22 protein-coding genes and 2 pseudogenes are annotated in these 21,679 nt (G+C 70.5%); 7 read left to right on the top strand and 17 right to left on the bottom strand.

Annotated elements, in window-relative coordinates; all coding sequences use genetic code 11:
- Positions 1–91: 91 nt before the first annotated feature.
- Positions 92–562, top strand: coding sequence for a nuclear transport factor 2 family protein (locus OG842_RS40520; RefSeq protein WP_266738022.1), 471 nt, complete (start codon positions 92–94; stop codon positions 560–562).
- A 104-nt stretch (positions 563–666) separates the two neighbouring features.
- Here OG842_RS40520 and OG842_RS40515 read toward each other — a convergent pair whose 3' ends face one another.
- Positions 667–888, bottom strand: a complete 222-nt coding sequence (locus tag OG842_RS40515; RefSeq protein WP_266738023.1) for a hypothetical protein — start codon at positions 886–888, stop codon at positions 667–669.
- A 255-nt stretch (positions 889–1,143) separates the two neighbouring features.
- Between OG842_RS40515 and OG842_RS40510 the strand changes: the two genes are divergently transcribed.
- Together OG842_RS40510 and OG842_RS40505 are read left to right on the top strand one after the other, a co-directional pair.
- Positions 1,144–1,761, top strand: coding sequence for a hypothetical protein (locus tag OG842_RS40510; RefSeq protein ID WP_266738024.1), 618 nt, complete (start codon positions 1,144–1,146; stop codon positions 1,759–1,761).
- 50 nt (positions 1,762–1,811) lie between these two features.
- Complete coding sequence (locus OG842_RS40505) at positions 1,812–2,267, top strand: VOC family protein (RefSeq protein WP_266738025.1); 456 nt, start codon at positions 1,812–1,814, stop codon at positions 2,265–2,267.
- Positions 2,268–2,561: 294 nt separating this feature from the next.
- Here OG842_RS40505 and OG842_RS40500 read toward each other — a convergent pair.
- Positions 2,562–3,535, bottom strand: a pseudogene (locus OG842_RS40500) (MFS transporter); the annotation flags it as partial.
- Positions 3,536–3,754: 219 nt separating this feature from the next.
- Here OG842_RS40500 and OG842_RS40495 point away from each other — a divergent pair.
- Positions 3,755–4,411: a hypothetical protein gene (locus tag OG842_RS40495; protein WP_266738026.1), complete on the top strand. Its 657-nt coding sequence runs from the start codon at positions 3,755–3,757 to the stop codon at positions 4,409–4,411.
- 249 nt (positions 4,412–4,660) lie between these two features.
- Positions 4,661–5,932, top strand: a complete 1,272-nt coding sequence (locus OG842_RS40490) for an MFS transporter (RefSeq protein WP_266738028.1) — start codon at positions 4,661–4,663, stop codon at positions 5,930–5,932.
- 225 nt (positions 5,933–6,157) lie between these two features.
- On the opposite strand, the gene OG842_RS40485 is transcribed toward OG842_RS40490, so the two are convergent.
- Positions 6,158–6,493 carry a hypothetical protein gene (locus OG842_RS40485; protein WP_266738030.1) on the bottom strand — a complete coding sequence of 112 codons (336 nt, stop codon included), beginning with the start codon at positions 6,491–6,493 and terminating at the stop codon, positions 6,158–6,160.
- Between the two features lie 249 nt (positions 6,494–6,742).
- Here OG842_RS40485 and OG842_RS40480 point away from each other — a divergent pair, with 249 nt between their 5' ends.
- Together OG842_RS40480 and OG842_RS40475 are read left to right on the top strand one after the other, a co-directional pair.
- The gene (locus OG842_RS40480; RefSeq protein ID WP_266738144.1) at positions 6,743–7,048 is read left to right on the top strand and encodes a transposase; all 306 of its coding nucleotides are present in this window, start codon (positions 6,743–6,745) and stop codon (positions 7,046–7,048) included.
- Positions 6,979–7,413 (top strand): annotated as a pseudogene (locus tag OG842_RS40475) (HD domain-containing protein); the annotation flags it as partial. The gene OG842_RS40480 and the pseudogene OG842_RS40475, both read left to right, overlap by 70 nt.
- A 132-nt stretch (positions 7,414–7,545) precedes the next feature.
- On the opposite strand, the gene OG842_RS40470 reads toward OG842_RS40475, so the two are convergent.
- The 14 genes from OG842_RS40470 to OG842_RS40405 form a co-directional block, all read right to left on the bottom strand.
- Complete coding sequence (locus tag OG842_RS40470; protein ID WP_266738032.1) at positions 7,546–7,857, bottom strand: replication initiation protein, RepL2; 312 nt, start codon at positions 7,855–7,857, stop codon at positions 7,546–7,548.
- Positions 7,854–8,306, bottom strand: coding sequence for a MarR family transcriptional regulator (locus tag OG842_RS40465; RefSeq protein ID WP_266738034.1), 453 nt, complete (start codon positions 8,304–8,306; stop codon positions 7,854–7,856). Before OG842_RS40465 ends, OG842_RS40470 begins: the two co-directional genes overlap by 4 nt.
- A gap of 775 nt (positions 8,307–9,081) precedes the next feature.
- Positions 9,082–10,287, bottom strand: a complete 1,206-nt coding sequence (locus tag OG842_RS40460; protein WP_266738036.1) for an FAD-dependent oxidoreductase — start codon at positions 10,285–10,287, stop codon at positions 9,082–9,084.
- A 46-nt stretch (positions 10,288–10,333) separates the two neighbouring features.
- Positions 10,334–10,597 carry an acyl carrier protein gene (locus tag OG842_RS40455; protein WP_266738038.1) on the bottom strand — a complete coding sequence of 88 codons (264 nt, stop codon included), beginning with the start codon at positions 10,595–10,597 and terminating at the stop codon, positions 10,334–10,336.
- Positions 10,598–10,653: 56 nt separating this feature from the next.
- Positions 10,654–12,018 (bottom strand): ketosynthase chain-length factor, encoded by a 1,365-nt coding sequence (locus OG842_RS40450; RefSeq protein ID WP_266738041.1) that lies wholly within the window; start codon positions 12,016–12,018, stop codon positions 10,654–10,656.
- The gene (locus OG842_RS40445) at positions 12,015–13,283 is read right to left on the bottom strand and encodes a beta-ketoacyl-[acyl-carrier-protein] synthase family protein (protein WP_266738043.1); all 1,269 of its coding nucleotides are present in this window, start codon (positions 13,281–13,283) and stop codon (positions 12,015–12,017) included. Before OG842_RS40445 ends, OG842_RS40450 begins: the two co-directional genes overlap by 4 nt.
- 5 nt (positions 13,284–13,288) lie before the next feature.
- Positions 13,289–14,050, bottom strand: coding sequence for a thioesterase II family protein (locus OG842_RS40440; RefSeq protein ID WP_266738045.1), 762 nt, complete (start codon positions 14,048–14,050; stop codon positions 13,289–13,291).
- Between the two features lie 186 nt (positions 14,051–14,236).
- The gene (locus OG842_RS40435; RefSeq protein WP_266738047.1) at positions 14,237–15,058 is read right to left on the bottom strand and encodes an AfsR/SARP family transcriptional regulator; all 822 of its coding nucleotides are present in this window, start codon (positions 15,056–15,058) and stop codon (positions 14,237–14,239) included.
- A gap of 233 nt (positions 15,059–15,291) precedes the next feature.
- The gene (locus OG842_RS40430) at positions 15,292–16,233 is read right to left on the bottom strand and encodes an MBL fold metallo-hydrolase (RefSeq protein WP_266738049.1); all 942 of its coding nucleotides are present in this window, start codon (positions 16,231–16,233) and stop codon (positions 15,292–15,294) included.
- Between the two features lie 222 nt (positions 16,234–16,455).
- The gene (locus tag OG842_RS40425) at positions 16,456–17,280 is read right to left on the bottom strand and encodes a 4'-phosphopantetheinyl transferase family protein (protein ID WP_266738051.1); all 825 of its coding nucleotides are present in this window, start codon (positions 17,278–17,280) and stop codon (positions 16,456–16,458) included.
- On the bottom strand, positions 17,277–19,178 hold the full coding sequence (locus OG842_RS40420) for a beta-ketoacyl [acyl carrier protein] synthase domain-containing protein (RefSeq protein ID WP_266738052.1): 1,902 nt from the start codon (positions 19,176–19,178) through the stop codon (positions 17,277–17,279). Before OG842_RS40420 ends, OG842_RS40425 begins: the two co-directional genes overlap by 4 nt.
- A gap of 31 nt (positions 19,179–19,209) precedes the next feature.
- Positions 19,210–19,950: a phosphopantetheine-binding protein gene (locus OG842_RS40415; RefSeq protein WP_266738054.1), complete on the bottom strand. Its 741-nt coding sequence runs from the start codon at positions 19,948–19,950 to the stop codon at positions 19,210–19,212.
- 33 nt (positions 19,951–19,983) lie between these two features.
- Positions 19,984–20,784: a ScbR family autoregulator-binding transcription factor gene (locus OG842_RS40410; RefSeq protein WP_328512704.1), complete on the bottom strand. Its 801-nt coding sequence runs from the start codon at positions 20,782–20,784 to the stop codon at positions 19,984–19,986.
- Between the two features lies 1 nt (position 20,785).
- Positions 20,786–21,619, bottom strand: coding sequence for an AfsR/SARP family transcriptional regulator (locus OG842_RS40405; protein ID WP_266738057.1), 834 nt, complete (start codon positions 21,617–21,619; stop codon positions 20,786–20,788).
- Between the last annotated feature and the right edge of the window lie 60 nt (positions 21,620–21,679).

Genomic DNA, 21,679 nt, shown 5'->3' with positions numbered 1-21,679 from the left:
AAAGCCTTGGCGGGGGCGCTTGAGGAATCTTCGAAGGCCGCTCGATCTTCGGGGCAGAAGCTGTCAGGAACCGACGGAACGGAGTCAGTCCATGACCGTGCTCGCCGCCGAGCGGCACCATGTGAGCCCGCTGGATCAGCAGCCCGGCCAGTTCGGCCTGCTGTATGCGGAGGTCCAGCAGTTCTACGCCCACCAGATGCAGCTGTTCGACTCCTTCGCCGCCCAGGAGTGGGCGGGCACGTTCACCCCGGACGCCGTTTTCGACGTACCGACGCTGCCGCAGCCGGTACGGGGCCGGGAGGAGCTCGCCGCGAACGTGCGGCGCAACAAGGAGGCGCAGGCGCGCAGCGGCGAGCAGTTGCGCCATTGGCTGGGCATGGTCGATGTCCAGCCACAGCCCAACGGGACGCTGCGCACCCGTGCGTACGCCCTGGTGTACCTGACCCCGAAGGGCGGGGAGGCCCGGGTGCACCGGGTGTGCGTCATGGAGGACACCCTCGCGCGCTCGCGCGGCGACTGGCGGGTCGTCCAGCGGCTCGTGACACGCGACGACCTGGCGTGACAGGGGCGGCCGGGCGCAGATCGACCGTGGCCCGATCGGGCCCACCGGCCCCGGCAGCATCACCGAACCCGGCTGTGTTCAGTCTGCCGCCGGACCACCGCCGCTCATGACCCGCTACGCCCCTGCCCGACCACAGCCGGGCAGGGGCGGCTGCGCCTCGTCTCCCCGTTTCCGGTCCTGCCCGCGAAGGGGAACGGGGCATCGAGCCGGGTGACCTCCCCCGACAGAGCGGTTGCCTGCTCGACGTACCGGACACTGCGGTCCTCCGGCAGCGCGAGGACGTCGGCGACGGTCCACGGCCCGGTGTGATCGGTTGCAACGCTCATTCCCTCCACCTCCTCATCCGCACGGCGCTGCCAGTGTGGCCCGGACCGGTGCCGGGTGTCTCCTGGCAGGCCGTACGACTGTGGCCGTCGGTCCCGTAGAAGCAGGCCGGTATCGCCGCCGCGGGGCCCCGGCCCCAGCGCTCCTGAGGCGCTTCTTCTGGATCACCCTGCCGACCAGATGGGGACGGCGGAGACGTGGAGGGCGGCGAGGTAGTTGGTTCCGGCCTTGTCGTAGGTGGTGGATAGCCTGCGGGAATGAGTAACGCGATGTGGGATGCCCTGGCAGCGACCCCCCTCCCGGAAGCGCGGCGCCGCGCGACCATCATGGACGACCTCGCCGGGGTCGAACCGGTGACGGTGACCGGCGCACGCCGTCTGGCCTGGAACGACGGCGGCGGCCAGTCCGCGGTCTGGTACTTCGCGGAGGACGGCCGCGTGCTGCTGCTGACGTTCGACCACGAGTCGGCGCTGAATCTGTACGCCGAGGAGGATTTCGCCCTTCAGGAGTCCTTCTACGAGGGCGTCCCCGAGCCCCTCGTCGCCCTGGTTCGCGACCGTCCCGAGAACTACGAGTCGCTGAACCTCACGGACTCCGCGACGGGCCGGACGATTCACTACGCAGGTGGTGTCTTCTGGTACGACGGCACGCGCTGGCACGTGTCCGACGGCCTGGCGGAGTACTGCCGCCGCGAGGACGCGGACCTCTTCGGCGAGTCCGGCTTCGACTACTGCCTGGACGTCTACCGCTTCGGCCAGGACTTCACCCCGGAGACCGTCGTGGCGATCCGGGACGAGGACGGTTCGTACGAGGACGAGAAGGAGAAGGAAGCGGACCTGCCCGACGTCCGCGAAGTCTTCACCCGGCACGGGTAGGGCCGGTTGCGAATGGATCGTCTGTCAGACCTGCCTGGGATGCTCCGGGCATGGAGATGACAGTGCAGCTGACGATCGACTGCTCCGATCCGCAGAGAATGGTGGCTTTCTGGGCCAAGGCCCTGGGCTACGTGCCTGAGCCTCCGCCTGCCGGGCACGCCACATGGCGTGCCTACTGGGCGGCGATGGGGGTGCCCGAGGCAGAGTTGCCGGCCGGTGCCGGGGATATCCCGGAGTCCATCATCGATCCCGCGGGACTCGGACCGAGGGTGTGGTTCCAGCAGGTTCCGGAGCCGAAGGTCGCCAAGAACCGGTGGCACTTCGACCTGAAGGTCGGTGGGGGCCGCGACGTCCCGCTGGACGTCCGCACACAGCGGGTCGAGGCTACGGTGGAACGGCTGGTCAAAGCCGGTGCCACCGTGCTGCGGACCAAGGATGAGCCGGACATGGGGCTCTACGCCGCCGCCATGCGGGACCCCGAGGGCAACGAATTCGACGTCGTCTGAGGACCATTGCCACGATGCTGGTCACAGGGGCGAAGCTCTCGTGCCGGATGCAAGCGGATGAACCGCAAGGAGCTGAGTACCGTCGCGAGACACGCCGACGGACCGGCTGGTCGGCCGAGCCCACGCCCGAATGGGAGGCACTCCTCGAACAGCGCCCGGGATGATCTGAAGTAAGAGCGTCCGGCTGGGACGGGCATCCAGACCGGGAGCGGTGCCCGACGCTCCGGGCCGAGGCGAGGAACGCCGAGCTGGGCCTGCCGTGGGCTGGCTCGACGACCTCGCGGAACCCTGAATGGCACGTTCCTGAACGGGGTCCCGGGATTCCGGGTGATCTGGATCAGCGGCGGGGGCGGCGGCACGCAGCGCCGCTTCGACCCGGCGGTTCCTGGTCATGGTCGCGGTGACGGTGGTCATGGCGCGGAGGAGGCCGGCGGCGGTGCAGAGCGGGGTGCGTACGTCGTAGGTGGTGGCCAGCCGGCCGCCGAGGAAGGCGCCGAACGGGGCGGCGCACATGGCGAGATGCGGGAGGTGGAGGCGACCCGGCCCATCAGGTGGGCGGGGACGATCGCCTGCCGGAGGGAGGGGCCGAGCACCATCGTGGCGCCCATGCCCGCTCCGCAGACGGCGAGCACGAGGCCGGCGACGTACGGGTTCGGGGCGGCGGCAAGGCCCAGGATGGCGAGTCCCTCGACTGCGGCCGTGCAGGTCAGCGCGGTGCCGGTGCCGAGTCGTCGGCCGGGGAAGGAGGCGATGCCCGCGCCGAGCAGACCGCCGCTGGCCTCCGCCGTGAGGAGCAGACCGAAGCCGAAGGTGCCGATGCCGAGACGATCGTGCGCGAAGAGGGCGAGTACGGTCTCCACGGCGAGGAAGGCGATGTTCCCGACCGCCGGACGCAGCGCGAGCCCGAGCAGCAGCTGATCCCGGAATACGTACGAGGCGCTGGCCCGCGCCTGCCGCAGCAGCAACTCACGGGCCTGCGGTACGGGCCGGGGTGCGGCGGGCAGCGACCGTACGAGCAGTGCGGAGAGCGCGAACGAGACCGCGTCGGCGAGCAGCGGAACCGCCCGCCCTAGCGCGAGCAGTGCACTGCCCGCAGGCGGCCCGGCGAAGCCGGACGCGGCGGTCTGGGTGCCGCACAGGCGGGAGTTGGCGCGCTCCAGGAGCACGGGGTCACGGCCGAGCAGATCCGGCAGATAGGCCGTGGCGGCCGTGTCGAAGAAGAGTCCGCCGAGGCCGAGGAGGAAGGCGACGGCCGCGAGCAGTGGAATGCCGCTCGCCATCCGCGGGCGCTGCCTCCAGGTCCGCCACCGCGTGCCGCAGTCCCGTCCGGCTGCTCTGGCCCTTGGGTTCACGGGAACCGACGGCCGGTCTTGCTCTGCGGCTGTGCCCGGGATCCCCCGGCAGCGGGATGCCTCGGTGCAGCGGATGCGGTCGACGATCAGCTCGCTGTTCGGGGAGAATCGGCTGCCATGCGGAAGAACAGAGCCATGATGCTCACCCTGCTGATGTCAAATGTCGTGCTGCTGACGCTCCTGGTCGCTACGTACATGCCGTCCGAGGGTGATGTTGCGATAGGCAAGGCCGCCCCCCGAGATGCGACTGTCAACCTTCCTGAACTCAAGGGTGGGGCGATCCTGGCCGCGAATCAGTGGCCGGACGCGTGCTCGTTCGTGGACCAGGAGGAGATCAAGGCGATCCTCCCTGATGCCAAGGACATCAAACAGGAGAGCCGTCCGATCAGCGCTTTGTCGATCAAGGACTTCGCTGCCGACTCCTCGTGGAGGGAGAGTGACAGGTCCAAGTCCGGCCAGTGCCTCTACAGCATGCGCCTTCCGGGCGAGACCTACGCCGCTACCCAGTTCTGGTTCCGCATCGAGGCCGTGGCCGACCCCAAGCTGATTGTCGGCTACGAAGATCGCCTCGTGTCAGGATCCAGTACCAACCAGGGTGCACAGGGCGCGGATCACTGCGTCATCACCGGTACCTACGAGGGAAGTTGGAACTGCCGCAAAGGTCCGCTGCTGTTCACCGTGGGCGGGCAGAGCAGCGTGGCCTTCAAGGGCGAGTTGGCCCCAGCACCTTTCGTCTGGCGGGACGATGTGCTCCCTGAGTTCGTCCGGACCATCGCCGCGAAAATCAAATAGCTTCCCCAGAAGCGGCAGGAACTACGTCATCTGCGCGGGCCCGATGTCGCCGAGCACAGGACCAGTCACCTCTGTGCGGCGATCAGCGGTCGGCCCCCGGACGAGGTCGACGGCTGTGAAGCTCGCCGGTGCGGGCTACGGTTCCAGGATGGCCGGCCCAATATCCTGCGCGAAGTATGGACTGGAGGATCCGGTCGACGGCGGAGGCCCAACACTAATGATCACCGGATTCACCAGGGAGCTCGCAGCATGACCGGCGCCACGGAGGCCCTTGGCGGGTCGGCTGCGGTAGACAATGCAGCACGAAGTGTCACGCGCCCGTTCTACGTATACGCCGTGCTCGCCAACTCACTGTTCCAGCGCGGCGTATTCGTCCTCTTCCTTCAGCAGCGAGGCTTCTCCGCCGGGCAAGTGGCCCTACTGCAGACACTGCTCTACCTGGTCAGCGGACTTGCGGAGTTGCCGACGGGAGTCATCGCCGACCGAATCGGCAGGCGTGCCAGCATCGTGATCGGCCAGATGCTGGTAGCTGGATGTCTGCTCGGTCAGGTGGCGTTCTCCAACTACTGGGTTTTCCTGGCGCTGTTCATCGGGCAGGGCGTGGGCATGGCATGTGTGTCCGGTTCGGACACCGCCCTGCTGTACGACCTGCTCGTGCGTCGTGGTGCAACGGCCAGCTACGTCAAGATCAAGTCCCGGTTCACCATGCTCGGGACGGTCACCTCGGGAGCCGCCATCGTCCTCGGCGGCCAACTGCAGCAGATTTCCTGGGGAGTCGTCTACGTCGGTTCGGCAGCGTGCCTCGTCCTGGCCGTGGTGGTGCTGATGTCACGGGTGCCCGAGATCCGCGGCGCGGACGCGGTGGACGAGCAGGACGGAGCCGAGGAGGAGCACAGCGACGCCACAGCATGGCGGGCGATGCTTCGGGTCGCCACGCCGGCGCTCGTGACGCTTGTCGTGGTGTCCGGATTGATGCATGCGACTTTGACGCCGTACATCATTTTTACGCAGAAGACCCTCTCTGATCAGGGAGCGGGCACCGCATTGGTCAGCGTGGTCATATCGGCGGGATTCTTCGCCGGCGGGCTCACTTCGCTGCTGTCGGACCGCACGGACCGGCGCATCGGGTATCGGGTCACAGTCCCGGTGTCTCTCCTGACGCTCGCCGCGGCACTCGGTCTGAGCGGCCTCGGCCTTGTCTGGGTCACCATCGCCGCGTTCCTGGCCCTGGTCGGGATTCCCGAGATCACCGCCGTGATCGTGGACAACGTGTTCAACGAGGCCGTGCCGTCGCGCCACCGGGCGAGCCTGCTGTCGATGATCGCATTCGTGGAGTCGGCGCTCATCGGCATCGGCTATCTCGTCCTCGGCGCGCTCATGGACTGGCTGGGCTCCAGTGCGGGCATGGCCGCCTACGCCGCGGTCCCCCTGCTGGCATGTCTCCTGTGGCTCCCGGTGCTCTTCCGAGGAGCACGGGTGACCACCGAGATCGAGAAGCCCGCCGACCAAAAGGCATCCTGAAACAGACCATCTTGAGCAACGCCCCTGCCCGATGGCAGGGGCGTTGCTCGTTGACATGTCGCTCCCAGTCGGCGACGGAGCTGTCATCGCGACGATCAGCGCCAAACGGGATGGGAAGAATCGCGCCACTGCGGCAGCTGTTCAGCCTGGAGCCACCGCGTAACGGTCGGCCTGCGGACGGCGAAACGAGAAGAGGTGCCCGCTGACCTGCGAAAATTGGAGTTCCTACGCTTCCATCCACCGCTCGCAGCAAGGCACCTCATAAGTGAAAATCTCCCACAGGTCCGCGGAGCTGTTCGCCGCGTTCGACGCCCCGGCCTGATCGCGCATGCCGGGCCTATCCCCACGATCCGGCCGGCCGAGCGGTGCGGCCTGCCTGCCCTGATGGTTGAGAAGGTGAAACTCACCGGCGCGAAGAACGGTGCCGGGACGGCCGCCGACGCGAAGGCTCTGTCGATCGTGGACGGGACGGTGGCCGGTGCGGACAGCATCGACGATCTGGACGTGCTGCGCCACGGCGGGCTGCCCCGCCTGTTCGACGGCGAGCGTGCCCGTCCACACTCGGCACCTTCCTGCGTGTGTTCACCTGGGGGCATGTGCGTCAACTGGAGTCCGCCATGCGGGCATCCACCTGTCGACTGGCCGCGCACACCGGCCTGGTCCCCACCGGTGACGAGGTGGTGTTCGTCGACATCGACTCCAAGGTCAAGCCCGTGTACGGGCCGGCCAAGCAGAACGCCCCCTTCGGCTACACCAAACAGCGCGGCCTGCATCCAGATCGTCACCGTCAAGACGTCCACGTGCGCGCCGGTGATCGTGGCAACGAGGCTGCGCAAGGGCTCGGCCAACTCCGGCAAGGGCGCCGCGTCACTGCTGCGCGAGGCCCTGGCCACGGTCCGCGCGATGGGCATTACCGCGCAGATCATCGTGCGGGCCGACTCGGCGTACTTCTCTCACAAAACGGTCGCCGCCTGCCGCGCCCACGGCGCCCGGTTCCCCCTCACCGTCGCGGTGAAGAAGGGGAAGTTCACCGCGAACGCCGCCTGGCTGCCCCTGCCCGAGCGGCCTACCTCGCGGTGTGGCACGACACCCAGAAGAGCCGCACCGGAGATATGAACCACCTCGGGAAGAAATACGCACCCACCGGCGATCCGCAGGAAGTCACCGCCGATCAGACAGCAGGCATGCCCGAGGTCCTGGCCTCAGCGGTCCGCGGCCTGGTCGCGGAGTACGAGGCCAAGGAATCACCGGAAGCCATCTGTGCCCGCGACGCGGACAAGCTGGAGTGCCTCCTCCAGGGCATCGAGTACAAGGCACAGGGTTACGAGAACGCCCAGCGATGGATCGACAACAGCCGCAGGCAGCTCGTCACCGAAACCGCGAACCGGCCGGCCGATGAACTGCTGTCACAAGGAACCCTCGACTGGCTGCGCACCGCCCTGAGCGAGGGAAAAAGTAACCCCACCGCCCCCGGTACCTGAACGGAAGAGCGGGACGCAATGCCAATTTCGACCTCGCCCGCTCGACCGTCATGTACGTGAGGTCAATGAGTACCGATCCCGGGATCGGTACTCATTGACCTCACGTACATGAGCTCTGCTCCTCGGAGCCGCTCAGGTTGCGCGGCGCAGGGGGATGACGACGTCCTCGCCTGTGCTCTTCACGCTGAGCCGGTAGTAGCTGATGTGCGCGAGCCGGTCGGATTCCTCCAGCCAGCCGGCCTCGATGACCTGGCGCCGGGTCCGGGAGAAGACAGTCGGAGACATGCCGACGAGCTTGGCGAGGTTGGCGCCGGTCTCGATGACGGCACCGGCACGGTCGGTGGGGTGCATCGCGTAGAGCATGACGACCAGACGCTGGTTGGCGGTCATGCCGACGGTGCGATGGAGGACGTCCAGGAGCCTCTGCTTGTCGTCGTTGTTCACTGGGCCTCCCAGAGCGAAGGGATGGTGTTGTCGAAGCCGGGGATGTCCGGCGGGTTGCACGTCCTGATCGCTTCCCGCTGCTCGATCCCGGGTCCGTGAAAGGCGATGTACGGGCTGATGCGGTACAGCCTGTAGTTGCCGATGCGCCCGCGCTCGATCAGGATGCGCCGCTTGAGGAGTTTCCGGTTGATCTTGCCCACGGCATCGGCGGTCATGCCGACCTTCTTGGCGATGTCCGCACCGGTAGCTCTTAGCGGTGCCATGCCCTGCGGGGAGACCCCGATCCACCACAGCACCATGAACTTCTGGCTCGGGGTGAATTCCTTGCTCTCGGTGATCGCTTCGACCCTGGCCTTGTCGACCTGGATGTGTTCGCCGGAGAAGGCGTAGGGCGCATAGGGGATGGCCTCGCCCGTGTCGGCATCGACCAGTCTTCGTACCGCTCCCAACGGGCCCTCCCCTGAATGGGCATTGCTGTGATGTGCATGAGCAGCGACCCTGCGGGCCGACCAGATGAACTTAACGTACATGAGCACCAAGTGGATGGACCCCGCCTCCAGGGCGTGCCGATCGACCTGCCGTCCATCCGTCGCCGCGGTCGTCGCCCGCCCGGTCATGGCATCTACTCATGTACGTGACGTCAATCCACTCAGATCCTGCAGCAGTGGTCACGGTTCTCAGGACATGGGCACCACGATCTTTGAAACTGCCTGCCCTGATCTCAGGAACTGGGTGCACGACGCTGAGAACTGGGTGCCAGATCGTCAGAACCTGGTGAAAAATGCGTTTCCACAGGCCAAGACGCCTTTGACGTCTGCGCGCTCTCTAACAGGTAGGACAGGCCGTCGATCCGACAGCTTCACAGCGCCTCGGGCGGCGAAAAGCAGTCGGGAAGCGCGGGGCCCGGCGCTTCCCGACAAGGCCTTCAGCGCGAGCCCCGCTCGCTCCAGTCGGTGAAAACCTCGCCCGCATCCCCCGGCCTCAGCCCGCGAAAGCACGCCACGACGCGGCCGCTGCCGACGGAACACCCGCCACGTATGTCTCGATCAGCCCCGCCCGGCCTCAGCCACTCCGTTCCCCACCGCCCCCGCCGGTCTGCAGCCGCCCGACCACCTGCGGACCCCGTCGGTGCACCGGAGGCCCGCCAGGGCCGAGGATGCACCGACCGATGGGCGTGAAGAGCCGCTCTCCCCCGACGCCTGGTACTGCTGGTGCTACGCAGGGTCAAGGAGATCCGGTGCCGTAGGCCACCTTGTGGGTGATCAGGGCGCCAAGCCGGGTGTGGGTCACCAGGGTCGCGGCGCGGGCGCGCAGGAAGCCGGCGACGGGGTTCCCGCCGCCGAACATGGCCTTTGCCTGCATGCGCTGCATCCGGTGGACCGATGCCGCGGCCGGGGCTCGCAGCCGGGCATAGGGAGCCAGGCGTTCGCGGGTCGGCTGCCCGGCGGCGAGCACGTCGAGCAGCACGGGGTGCAGGGCGGCCGCGTCCTGGAGGGCCAGGTTGATGCCCTGGGCGCCGATGGGGCCGTGGGTGTGGGCGGCGTCCCCGATGAGGACGAGCCCGTCGCGCACCCATTCGCGGGCGTGTGCGGCAAACACGTCAAGCAGGGTGAGGTCGCTCATCGACCTGATCTGATCGTGCAGCAGGTCCTCGAACTGCGGCAGTGCACGGGCCAGTTCCGCCCGGATGTCGTCGATCCCGCGCCGTGCGACCTGGCGCCAGCCGCCGTGCGGCAGGGTCCAGCCGACGCGCAGCCGGTCGGGGTGGGTGTCGTGGACGAGCACGGCGCTGCCGGCCGCGCGGTGCACCCGTACCCGTCCGGTCTCCCGGCCGGGCGCGCGCAGCGAGAACCACGCCACGTCGTGCGCGAAGGACTCGGAGCGCCCCGCGTCGATCCCGGCCAGCGCGCGCGTCTTCGAGAACCGCCCGTCGGCGCCGACGACGACCCGGGCCTCGATGCTGACCTGGGTACGGTCCGGGCCGTTCGCGAAGATGCCGGTGCAGGGGCTACCCGGACGGCGTTCACGCAGGGCGGCGATCCGGTGGCCCTCCAACAGGGTGAACCCGGGCAGCCGACGGCAGGCCGCGAGCAGTTCGTCCAGCAGGTGCGGCTGGGGCAGGGCCAGCAGGCAGTCATACGGGGCGGGCAGCCGGGAGTAGTCGATGTCCAGGAGCACCCGCTCCCGTTCCAGCACCTGGAAGCCGCCCAGCGGCGCGGCCCCGCGGGCCCGCGCCGCGTCGAGCACCCCGAGCTCGCCGAGCACCCGCTGACCGCCGGGTTGCAGGATCTCGCCGTGGAACGTGCGGCGCAGCGCGGTGGAGCGCTCGACGAGCGTCACCCGGACCCCGGAGCGCAGCAGCATGAGGGCCAGGGCGAGGCCCGCGGGCCCCGCCCCGACGATGCAGACGTCGGTCTCGGCCTCTTCCATGCGGACGTCGGTCCCGGGCGCTTCCATCGGTTCGCCGGCCGTCCGCTCAGACCGTGGCACTGGCGGCGAGCGCCTCGTTGACCATCGTCAGGAACAGCCGCGGGGTGTCGGCCTCGTCCAGCGCCTCCTCGTCGAGGAGCACCCCGTACTCCCGCTCGATCTGGCCGACGGTCTGCAGGAAGGCGAGGGAGTCGTAGCCGAGCTCCATCCAGTTCAGGTCGAGGACGTCGCCGTCGAGGTCGACGCCCTCCTCCTCGCCCGCGCACTCGCGCAGGATGCGGGTCAGGTCACTGAGTCCGAGCCGGTCCATGGGTGCCTCTTCTCCTCGGTCGTGCGGTTCTTCGGTGGTTCCTGGGTGCGCGTCGCTCAGGCGGTGGTTTCGGGGGCCCGGACCACGACGGCGGAGTTGAAGCCGCCGCGTCCTCGGGCCAGTACCAGCGCGGTGCGCAGCGGCAGCCCCAGGCGGGGGCTGGGGACTCCGGTCACCAGGTTCAGCAGGCAGTCGTCCGCCGGGAGTTCGGTGCCGGTGGTCGGCGGGATGATCTGGTCGCGCAGGGTGAGCAGGGCGGCGGCCACATCGAGGGCCGCGCCGCCCGCAGCCAGCCGCCCGGTCATCGACTTGGGCGCGGTGACGGGCACCCCGTACGGCCCGAAGAGCGCGGTGATCGCCTCCGCCTCGGCACGGTCGGCCATGCGGTCCCCCGCGGCGTCGGCAAAGACGACATCCACCTCGTCGGGGTGCAGGTCCGCGTCGGCGAGGGCGAGTTCCGCGGCCGCGCCGAGCCGGCAGCCCCCGTCCGCGTCGAAGGTGGCGGCGTGCCCGGCGAGCGTTCCGTACACCTGGGCCCCGCGACGGCGTGCCTCCTCGGCGTTCTCAAGGATCAGGTGCGCACCGCCCTCGCCCACGACATGGCCGCTCGCGTCCTGGGAGAAGGGCAGATAGGCGCGTGCCGGGTCCGCGCGGCCGGAGAGCCCGCCACCGGCGACATAGGCCGCCCAGCCCCATGGACACAGTGCGGAGTCGATGCCTCCGGTGACCACGAGCCGGGCACCCTTGCGGATCTGACGGCGGGCGTGCGCCATGGCGTCGAGGCCGCCGGCCTGCTCGGAGACGATCACCCCGCAGGCTCCGCGCAGCCCGTGCCGGATGGAGATCTGGCCGCTGTTCACCGCGTAGAACCACGCGAAGGACTGGTACGCCGAGACATGCCGGCCGCCCTTGCTCCACAGCGCCTCAAGCTCTCGCTGGCCGAACTCGAAGCCGCCGAAGGAGTTGGCGGTGACCACACCCGCGGCGTGGTCGGGCAGTTGAGCCGGGTCGGCTCCGGCGTCGTCGAGCGCCTCCTTGGCAGCGGCGAGCGAGAGCCGGGTGACCCGGTCGGTCTGCGGGAGCAGTCGGCTGGAGACATGGTCGGCGTCGACGAATCCGGGCACCTCACCGGCCAGCTTCACCGGATAGCCGCCCGCGTCGAACCGGGTCAGCGGACGGATGCCGCTCTCGCCGCGCAGGGTGGCCGCCCACCACGCCTCGGTGCCGAGGCCGTTGGGGGCGGCGACGCCGATCCCGGTGACGACGGCCTCGGCGGTGCGCGCGGGCCCGCCAGTGGCGGATTCGGCGCGGTCGCGAGGGGCTTCGGCGCGGCCGTGGGCAGCTTCGACGTGATCGGGAGAAACTTTGGTGCGGTCGCGGGGAACTTCTGTGCGGTCGTGGGGAGCGATGACGGTCGTCATGCGGCTGCGCCCTCCAGGCTCGGGCTGGTCAGGATCATCGCGCTCTGGAAGCCGCCGAAGCCGCTGCCGACGGTCAGTACCGCGTCGGTACGCAGATGGCGTGCGGTGAGCGGGGTGTAGTCGAGGTCGCAGGCCGGGTCGGGCTCGTGCAGATTCGCCGTCGGCGGGACCGTGTCGTGCTCGATGGCCAGGGCGCAGGCGGCTACTTCGAGGGCGCCGATCGCGCCGAGCGAGTGCCCGATCATCGACTTGATGGAGCTGACGGGGACCTCGTGGGCCCGCTGCCCCAGGCTGCGCTTGAACGCCTCGGTCTCGTGCTTGTCGTTCTGCTTCGTGCCGGAGCCGTGCGCGTTGATGTAGTCGATGTCCGCGGGCAGCAGCCGCGCTTCGTCGAGCGCGGCGGTGATCGCGGCGGCCATCTCCACCCCGTCGGGTCGCAGCCCGGTCATGTGGTACGCGTTGCTGCGCGAGGCGAAGCCGGAGATCTCGGCGTAGATGTGCGCGCCGCGGCTGCGGGCGTGCTCGTACTCCTCGACGACGAGGACGGCGGCCCCCTCCCCCAGGACGAACCCGTTACGGGTGTGGTCGAAGGGCCTGGAGGCGGTTTCCGGTTCGTCGTTGCGGGTGGAGGTGGCGCGGATGGCGTCGAAGCAGGCAGCCGTGATCGGGGTGATGGGTGCCTCGGCCGCACCGGTGACCATCACGTCGGCGCTTCCCTCGCGGATCAGGTCCACGGCATGGCCGATCGCGTCGAGGCCGGAGGTGCAGCCGGTGGACACCAGCGCCACGGGCCCCTGGGCACCGGCCGTGCGGGCCACCTCGGCCGCCATGGAGCTGGGCACGAAGTAGTCGTACAGGTGGGGCACGGCCCTGGTGTGGTCGACGAGGGTACGGGTGCCCTGCTCGCTGACGACCCCGTACTCGGCGTCGAGCCCGGTGGTGCAGCCGAGCGCGCTGCCCAGGGTGACGCCGGTGCGCGTGGCGTCGTAGGTACCGGCCAGGCCGCTGTCGGCCAGCGCCTCCCGGGCGCTGACGACGGCGAACTGGGCGGCGCGGTCCAGGCGCCCGGACTGCTCGGCGGTGAGGCCGGACTCCTGCGGGTCGAAGTCGGCCTCGGCGGCGATCCGGGAGCGGAAGCCGGAGGCGTCGAAGAGTGTGATGGCGCGGGTGGCCGTACGGCCCTCGGTCAGCAGCGCCCAGAATTCCTTGGTGCCCGGACGGCCCGGGGCCACGACCCCGATGCCCGTGATGACGACTCGTCTCATCGCCCTTACCCCTGTCCTGTCTGGTCGCGGTGGCCGCGCAGCACGATGCGGGCGGCCCGGCCGAGCATCCGGGGCAGTTCGCGGCCCCGTACGAAGAAGTGGCCGCCGGGCACGGTTCGCCGGACGAACCTCCCGGTGGTGCAGCGTTCCCAGCCCGCGACGGCCTCGGCATCGGCGAGGGGGTCCTCGCGCCCGGCAATCGCGAGCAGCGGTACTGGCACGGGGCCGGGTGCCGCCGGCCCGGTGGCGGCGGCGCGGAGGTTGCGGACGAGCCGCAGATCGGCGCGGAGCACCGGGAACACCGACCGGAACCACACGTCTCCCTGTCGCACTCCGGGCGGCAGCGCGCCGAACCCGTCCAGTACGCACAGCAGTTCCTCGTCGGGCAGCTCGGCGGCGTCCATGAGTGCGGCCGGTGCGTGGGGCGGCGGGCAGGCCCCGACGGCGAGCAGCGCGGGCATCGGCAGCCCGGTCCTCCGCAGTTCCTGGGTGACCGTGAGGGCGACCATCGCTCCGAGGCTGTGCCCGTAGAGCATGTACGGCTGCGCCGGCTCCTCGGCTATCCGCTCGAACAGGGGCCCCAGGTCTGCGAGCAGCTCTTCGCGTCGGGTCAGCCGGGGTTCACGGCGCCGCTTGTCCCTTCCCGGCAACGGCCGGGCCGAGGTCCGCACCGCACCGCCGGCGGCCTTGTCCCACAGGTGGAACGAGGACACTCCGGCCCCCGCGTGTGCGAAGCAGTGCAGCCGCAGGGTCTGACTGTCACCCATCGCCACCTCCCCGAGAACCACCACGTCGGCCTCCACCCTCACCGACCTCGCTCGAGAAGGGCTCGAACGGGTCTGCAGGGTGCGAGGCCGCGCTGCGGCGGGACGGCGGGCGGTGAATGCCGGGGCGCGGCGGGCAGCGGATGGGGACGCGGCGGGGCGGCGGGGGCGCCCCGGCTGCGGCCGGAGTTACGCCGCGTAGAGGTCGAACGTCGATCCGCGGCGCGGCCCCGCCATCACGTCCAGCGCGGGATCGACCGTCAGCATCGCCTGGTGCAGGCGCTGCAGCTGCGGGGACGGCTCCACACCGAGCTCGTCCGTCAGGCGGCCGCGCAGCCTGCGGTAGACGTCCAGGGCGGTGGCCTGACGACCGGAGCGGTACAGCGCGACCATGGCCTGCGAGTGCAGCCCCTCGTGCTGCGGGTGCCGGGCGATCAGTTCGGTCAGCTCGGCAATGACCTCGGCGTGCCTGCCGAGCCGGAGGTCCGCGTCGATGCGCCGCTCGATCGTCACGAGCCGGCTCTCCTCCAGCCGCATGACCTCGATCTCCAGGATCGGCCCGACCCGGACGTCGACCAGCGCCTGACCGTTCCACAGCCCGAGGGCCTTGCGCAGCAGTTCGGCCGCGCGCTCGTCGTCCCCCGTCTCGAACGCGCCCTGCCCTTCGGCCACGAGACTGTCGTACGCGTGGACGTCCACGGAGTCCGACGGTATCTGGAGCAGGTAGCCGCCGTGCCGCGTCGCGAGCACGTCCTTGGCGTTGCCCGGAGCGCCCGGCCCCATGGCCGTGCCGAGTCTTCTGCGCAGTTGCAGGATGTACGTCTGCAGGGTGGTGAGCGCGCTCTGCGGAAGTTCGGTGCCCCAGATCTCCTCCATGAGGGTCTGTACGGGCATCACCCGCCCCGGGTACAGCGCGAGCAACGCCAGAATCTGGCGCGGCTTGCCGGCCGTCGGAACAATCGAGCCCCCGTTGACCTCGGCACTCAACGGACCCAGAACCTGAATCTTCACGGTCTCCTCCGTAATTCGTCGAGTTCCCATCGATTTTCAGCCTTCGACTTCCCGAACAGTAGCGGGGCACAGGGCAATGTCCCGAAATTCTCAAGCCGGTGTCGAGCGGCCCTCCGCCACACCGACCGCGCGCCGGAAAAACGCTGGTGAATTCCGTTCGAGGGGCGAGAAACGAAGAGAAACGACCGGCCGGCGAGGGGCCGCGGAACCGGCTTCCGGGTGCCCGGGGCGGTTCAGGCGAGGCACTCCGGAGGGCGGCCGTGGTACTCGGCCATCTCCGCGAAGAGGGCCGGGACGTCCAGCGGCGAGCCCTCGGGCAGGCCCTGCTCCTCGGCGTACCCGCGGTGCAGGTTGGGGAGCAGGCGCTCGCTGTCGAGCAGGTGCGCGTACGGGCCGGGGCCGGCGGTCCGGGCCAGTTCGAGCGGGGTCGCCCCGGCCTCGGTACCCTCCTTGGCCAGCTGCCGGATCCGGCGCAGGTACGCCTCGTTGACGTCGAGGATCTCCGGGCCGCCGACCGGCCCGTGCCCGGGGACGACGGTCGTGGCGCCCAGGGCGCGCAACTGCTCCAGGGCGCGTAGGGATCCGGTGACCGAGCCCATGACGCAGAACGGCGTGACGCCGTTCATCACGAGGTCACCGGTGAACAGAACGCCCTGGTCGGGCAGCCAGACGATGGTGTCGTCGGTGGTGTGCGCGGCCGGGCCGATGTGGATGAGCTCGGCCCTGATCGTGCCCACGTGGAGCGTCGTACGGTCCCGGAAGGTCAGCTCGGGCGGGGTGATCTCGATGTCGCCCCAGCAGACGTCCGGCCACAGGCCGGCCATGTGCAGCCCGGCCGCCCGGACCATGGTGCGGGTCCGCTCGTGGCCGATGGTCAGGGCTTCGGGGAAGACGAAGTTGCCGTAGGTGTGGTCGCCGTGGAAGTGCGTGTTGACCACGGCGCGCGGCGGGCGGGGCGCCAGTGCGAGGGCGGCCCGGCGCAGCCGGCGGGCCCGGCTCTCGGTGGCGGCGGTGTCGATGAGCGCGCTGTGGCCGCCGTCGGTGAGGATGCCCGCGTTGTTCAGGCACCAGCCGCCCGCGCCCTGGACGTACGCGTGAACACCCTCGGCCACCTCGATGACATCGGTGACGTCGGCGGAATCGATGGCACCGGCGGCATCGGTGGCGGCATGCACGGAGCACCTCTTTCTTCGTCATCGACGGGCCACGGCGAGGCCCCGCCGGTGATCCGGAATCCGAATTCACGCTATCCGGATCCCGGTCCGTCTCTTCCGCCGTCTCGACCGCCCTTCAAGCGCTTTCCCGGCGATTGTTCGGAATTACTCCAGCGGAATTCTCCGCCTCGTTCATCGCCGCTACAGGGGTGTGGTTCCGGCCACGGCGCGAAGGCCGGGACGTCACACACCGGCTGTCTCCTGCAACACCAGACGGCGCGGAGCGGCGCGGCCCCAGGGGAACCCGTGGTGCAGTTGCACGGCCGGTACCTGCCCGGAGTCGACCTCCACCGCCACCGCGGCCAGCGCCTCGGGCACCGGTTCGATCTCCAGGAACCGCCAGCAGGTGGCCGAGTCGTCGGCGGGCGGCCGGAAGGCGAGCACGCCCCGGTCCTCGGCCAGGGTGAACGCGAAGGAGTCGAAGGGCAGTCCGAGCCCCAGCCCGCGCGCCTTGGAGTACGCCTCCTTCAGCGTCCACAGGCGCAGCGCGCGCCGGTCCCTCGACCGCCCGGGGGCCGCCCCGGCGATCCAGGCCTGCTCCTCGGCGGCGAAGGTGGCGATGATGTTCTCCAGGCCGCGTTCACCGCGGTCCAGCCGCTCGACATCGACGCCGATGCGCAGCCCGCGCGAAACGCCCAGCAGGTTGTACGCGTTGGCGTGCGAGAGGTTGAAGTCCAGGGTGTCGGCGCCACGCGGCAGCCCCCCGGCGGGCGTCTGGAGGAACGGCCGCCCGCGCGAGGAACGCCAGATGATCGCCTCGGCCTCCGGGATACCGGTCTCCAGCGCCAGCACCCGGCGCACCAGGGCGTGGGCGACGAGGTACTGGCGGCGGTCGCGTTCGAAGAGGAAGCGGCCCGCCACCTCCTGTTCGTTCTCGTCCAGCCAGTGCGAGGCCAGAGTGGCGGCGATCTGGGGCGTGAGCTCGTCGTTGGGGCAGAACCACAGATTGACGGGTTCCGGCTCGGACTTGCCCGGCTCGGCGGGGCGGGCGGAGGTCAGCGCGGTCATGCCGGGCCCTCCTCGCCGCCCAGCCACAGCGGGACGCGCAGGAACGCGGACGCGGGCAGCGGTACGGACACGGCACCCGCTCCGTGGGCCCGCTCCAGGACGGCCCAGTCGACGTCTAGCCCGGACAGCCACAGGCCGCACAGCTGGTGCAGCCGCCCGGCCTGCCACAGCGCGGCGAGATACCCGTCCGTCTCGGGTGCGTCGGCCAGCCCCAGCGGGTCGGCGCTGCCGTCCCTCAGGTCGGCGCAGGGCGCACCGTCCCGTACGAACTGCTCCAGGGCGTCACCCAGTTCGCCGGTGTCGCCGACGACGGCCGCGAACCGGCAGTCCATGGCGGACCGGCCGGTACGCAGGGCCCGTGCGAGCACCCCGAGCGGTGGCACCGGCCCCGGCCCGGTGCCACCGAGCAGCTCCGCGAACCGCTGTGCGGTGGCGGCCAGATGGGCGGGGGTGGGAGCGGACAGGACGAACAGCTCGCCGGCCCCGGACAGCTCCGGAGCCGGGCCCCGGTCCACCACCACCGGCCCCGCTCCTGTTACCGGTCCCGCTGCCGGTCCCGGTCCCGGCTCCGCTGCCGCCACCGCGCCCGCGCCGGCCGGGAGGTACTCCTCCAGGACCACGTGCGCGTCCGCGCCGCCCGCCCCGCGCACCCCGACGCGGATCCGGCGGGGTGCCGCGTCCTCGCGCTCCCAGGCCTCGGCCTCGGCACGCCTCGGACCGGGCGCCAGCACCTGGTGGCGCAGCTGGAGAACCGCCCGGGTGAGCGAGGCCGCCCCGGTCGCCGCCCCGGCCTCGCCCACGAGTGCGCGTACGGATCCGGCATCCTCCCGGACGACGGTGGCCGACGCCTCCACACCGGCCGCGCGCAGCGCCGCGTGCGGCACCCGCAGCACGGCGGCGTGCGCCGGGGCCGCGTCGGTGGTCCGGGAGCGGCGGCCGGGGCCCTGGGCCGCGGAGTCCGGTGCGAGGTGGCCCACGGCGCTGCCGCGGACCAGGCAGTGGATGCTGTCGCCGTCGGCCAGGGCCCGCGCCAGGGGCTTGAGGAGCAGTACACCGACGCCTTCGCCCGCTCCGGGCCGCCGGCTGGACGGGTGCAGGAGCAGCTGGACGCCGCCCACGAGCGCGGCAGCGCATTCGCCCCGGTTCAGGGCTGCCAGCGCAAGATGGAGAGCGACGAGCACGGAGGACTGTTCGGTGTCCACCGACTGGCTGGGGCCGGTGAGGCCGAGCAGGGAAGAGAACCGGTTGGGCAGGCTCCACCGTCCGCCGCCGGGCATCGGCCGGGGCCGCTCGGACGTCCACGTACCGGCCGCGAGCAGCGCGTAGTCACCGCTGCCCGCTCCGGTGAACACGCCGACACTGCGCGCCGTGCCGTCCGCGGCGGTCAGGGCGTCCAGCCGGCCGCCGGTGCATCCGGCGTCCTCCAGGGCCTCCCACGCGGTCTCCAGGAACAGCCGCTCCTGGGGGTCCATCAGGGCCGCTTCACGCACATCGATCCCGAAGAACCCGGGGTCGAAGTCCTGTACGCGGTCCAGGTAGTGGCCGATCTCGTCGCCGGGCCGTCCGGGCGGCGGCGCCGAGACGCTGCCGTGCCCGGCGCGCAACCGCCGCCAGAAGGCGGCGAGATCTGGCGCCCCCGGGTAGCGCCCGGCCATCCCGACCACGGCGACGGGTTCGGCGGATACAGGGGCGACAGGCGCAGGGGCGACGGCACGGCCCGCAACCGGTCCCTCCATGACCTCCAGCTCGGGCCAGGCGTCCGGCAGGCGGAGGACGACGGGCGCCGGTCCGGTGGCGGCGATGCCGACGGCACCGGCCGCGCCGGTCAGCAGCGCGGCCGCCTGGGCCCGGTCCAGATGGCCGTTCTTGAACCGGGTCAGGACTTCCTTCTCGTCCATCGGGACGCGCTCCTTATGGGGTGGAACAGCTTCAGCCACGGCGGGCGAGCAGCACGACTGCCTCGTCCACGGTGAGCCGGTCGTCGCGGATCGCGTCCAGCAGGACGTCGACGTCGCCGCGGAGCGTCGGCCGAAGGGCGGAGGCGGCCACCGGGACCGGCGTCCGGACGGGTTCGGCATCCGGCACGAACGCGCCCGTACGGGTCGCGATGTACGCCGCGACGGCGGCCAGGTTGGGGTGCTCGTACAGCAGGACCGAACGCTCACGGAGTCCGAAGGTGCGGTTGACCGCGGCGATGAACTCCGCGGCCACGATGGAGTCCATGCCGAGCACGTTGAAGGCCGCGGTGGTGTTGATCTCCCACGCGTCGCAGCACAGGATCGCCGCCAGCTGCTCACGCAACACCTCCGCGATCCGCGTCGCCCCCTCGGGAGCCGCAGAGCCTGCAGAGCCGGCAGGAGCAACAGCATCGGCGGGAACGGCGGGACCCGTGGAACCGGCGGGTGCCGCACTTGTGGAGGCTGCCGCCCTGGCCCGCCCGACCTCCTGGGCGAAGGATGCCGGGGTCGGGTAGTCGTACAGGTCCGTGGCGCGCACCTGGAGCCCGTACCGTCCGTTGACGACGGCCACGAACTCCACGATCAGCAGCGAGTCGAGGCCCAGGGACGGAAAGGTCTGGTCGGGGTCGATCTTCTCCGGCTTGACCCGCAGGACGTCGCCGAGGACCCCGATGAGGTCCGTCAGCACATCCGCGGGATGTTCAATCGTCATCGCAGGCTCCTCCAAGCCGTCGGTGGCACACGTTCACCCGGTGCTGCCGGTGACCCCGGCCGGTACCGGTGCCCCAAAGGCGTCCAAGGGGGCGTCCGCAGGATCGTCCACGGGGCGGAACAGCGGGTACGTCCCCGGCGTCCCGGCGCGGTAGTTCGCCTCCGCGCCCTCAAGCACCAGGCTCGGCAACAGCAGCGACCACAGCCCGGTCACCCGGCGCTGGAGCTCGGCGTAAGGCATTCCCGTACCGGCCAGCGTCTCGATTCCGCAGGCCGCCGCGGCCACCAGCGATTCGATGCTCTCCCAGGCGATTTCGGTGCGGAGCTCCCCCGCTTCCCGGGCCTGCCCCAGCAGCTCGCAGACCGCCGCGAGCCAGACGCGGTGGAAGTCGGTGACTCCCTCACGCAGGCCCGCCCACTCCTTGGCGATGCGGATGCCGGCCGGGATCGCCGGTTCCTCCCGCAGGTTCCGTGCCAGCCAATGGGTCGTGTCGATCAGGATCTGCAGCGGACGGAGCCCGGATGCGCCCAGTTCGTGCACCGACTCGTGCAGCAGCGCGCATCCCCGTAGCTGTACGGCTTCCGCCAACTCCTCCTTGGAGGCGAAGTGGAAGTACAGCGCTCCTTTGGTCACTCCGGCGTACGCGGCGATCTCGCCGAGCGTCGCGTTCGTGTAGCCGTTGCGGTGGAACAGCTCGGCCCCCGCCTGCACCAGCTTCCTGCGGGTCCGCTCCGACCTCTCCTGCACCACGGTGCCCGCTCGGCCCATGGACCGGTCACGTGTCCGGGCCTTCGGGCGGACGGCGGTCGCACCCCCGGCGTTCCGCGCGGCCATCTCAGCCCACGCGGACAAGTCGTTCGGCGCCGCTCTCCGCCATCGCCGGGTTCTCGGGGCTGGCCATGAGGATCGAGCGCTGCAGCCTGCGCAGGGCGGCGGACGGTTCGAGCCCGAGCTCACGCACCAGTGTGGTGCGCAGCCGCTGGTAGACGTCGAGGGCCTCGCCCCGGCGGCCGGAGCGGTGCAGGGCGAGCATGAACTGCCCGTGCAGGTTCTCGTGGGTGCGGTACCGGCTGACGAGTACGGTCAGTTCGGCGAGCAGCTCACGGTGGCGGCCGATCCGCAGATCGGCCTCGATGCGCTGGTCGAGCGCGCACAGTCGGGTCTCCTCCAGCCGCTGGGTCTCCATGTCCAGCTGGATACCGCCCTGTACGTCGGCGAAGGCCGGGCCGGACCACAGGGACAGCGCCTCGCGCAGCAGCCGGGCCGCGCCCGGGAAGTCACCCCCGTCCATCGCCCGGTAGCCCATGCCTGCGAGCCGGTCGAACTCGCGTACGTCGCTGGTGCCGCCGCCGCTGTTGAGCAGATAACCGCCCGGCAGCGTGACGAGCACGTCCTTGGCGGTGCCGCGGCCCGTGTCCCCGTCGGCCGGACTCTGCTCCAGCGCGGTCGCGATGAGGGCCCGCAGCTGCAGCACGTAGGTCTGCAGTGTTGTCCTGGCGCTGCGCGGCGGGGCTCCCGCCCACAACTCCTCTATCAGAGCCGACACCGGAACGACCTGGTCGGCATGGAGCGCCAGCAGCGCCAGAACCTGTCTCGGCTTGGCGGCGGTGGGTGTGACCGAGACCCCGTTTTCCCGCACCGCCAATGTGCCCAGTACTTCGATGTCCACGCCATACTCCCCTGTCCGTGGATGAGCCTCGGCCAGTAAAAAACAGGACAGGCGGTTTGT

The sequence above is a fragment of the Streptomyces sp. NBC_00376 genome, assembly GCF_036077095.1.
Taxonomy (GTDB): Bacteria; Actinomycetota; Actinomycetes; order Streptomycetales; family Streptomycetaceae; genus Streptomyces.
The sequence above is the reverse complement of the archived record's forward strand: the minus strand, read 5'-3'. Positions and strand labels throughout refer to the sequence as shown.

Coding starts and splice junctions, on each gene's coding strand:
- OG842_RS40520 (WP_266738022.1), top strand. CDS start 92: ATGACCGTGCTCGCCGCCGAGCGGCACCATGTGAGCCCGCTGGATCAG.
- OG842_RS40515 (WP_266738023.1), bottom strand. CDS start 888: ATGAGCGTTGCAACCGATCACACCGGGCCGTGGACCGTCGCCGACGTC.
- OG842_RS40510 (WP_266738024.1), top strand. CDS start 1,144: ATGAGTAACGCGATGTGGGATGCCCTGGCAGCGACCCCCCTCCCGGAA.
- OG842_RS40505 (WP_266738025.1), top strand. CDS start 1,812: ATGGAGATGACAGTGCAGCTGACGATCGACTGCTCCGATCCGCAGAGA.
- OG842_RS40495 (WP_266738026.1), top strand. CDS start 3,755: ATGATGCTCACCCTGCTGATGTCAAATGTCGTGCTGCTGACGCTCCTG.
- OG842_RS40490 (WP_266738028.1), top strand. CDS start 4,661: ATGACCGGCGCCACGGAGGCCCTTGGCGGGTCGGCTGCGGTAGACAAT.
- OG842_RS40460 (WP_266738036.1), bottom strand. CDS start 10,287: ATGGAAGAGGCCGAGACCGACGTCTGCATCGTCGGGGCGGGGCCCGCG.
- OG842_RS40455 (WP_266738038.1), bottom strand. CDS start 10,597: ATGGACCGGCTCGGACTCAGTGACCTGACCCGCATCCTGCGCGAGTGC.
- OG842_RS40450 (WP_266738041.1), bottom strand. CDS start 12,018: ATGACGACCGTCATCGCTCCCCACGACCGCACAGAAGTTCCCCGCGAC.
- OG842_RS40445 (WP_266738043.1), bottom strand. CDS start 13,283: ATGAGACGAGTCGTCATCACGGGCATCGGGGTCGTGGCCCCGGGCCGT.
- OG842_RS40440 (WP_266738045.1), bottom strand. CDS start 14,050: ATGGGTGACAGTCAGACCCTGCGGCTGCACTGCTTCGCACACGCGGGG.
- OG842_RS40425 (WP_266738051.1), bottom strand. CDS start 17,280: ATGACCGCGCTGACCTCCGCCCGCCCCGCCGAGCCGGGCAAGTCCGAG.
- OG842_RS40420 (WP_266738052.1), bottom strand. CDS start 19,178: ATGGACGAGAAGGAAGTCCTGACCCGGTTCAAGAACGGCCATCTGGAC.
- OG842_RS40415 (WP_266738054.1), bottom strand. CDS start 19,950: ATGACGATTGAACATCCCGCGGATGTGCTGACGGACCTCATCGGGGTC.
- OG842_RS40410 (WP_328512704.1), bottom strand. CDS start 20,784: ATGGCCGCGCGGAACGCCGGGGGTGCGACCGCCGTCCGCCCGAAGGCC.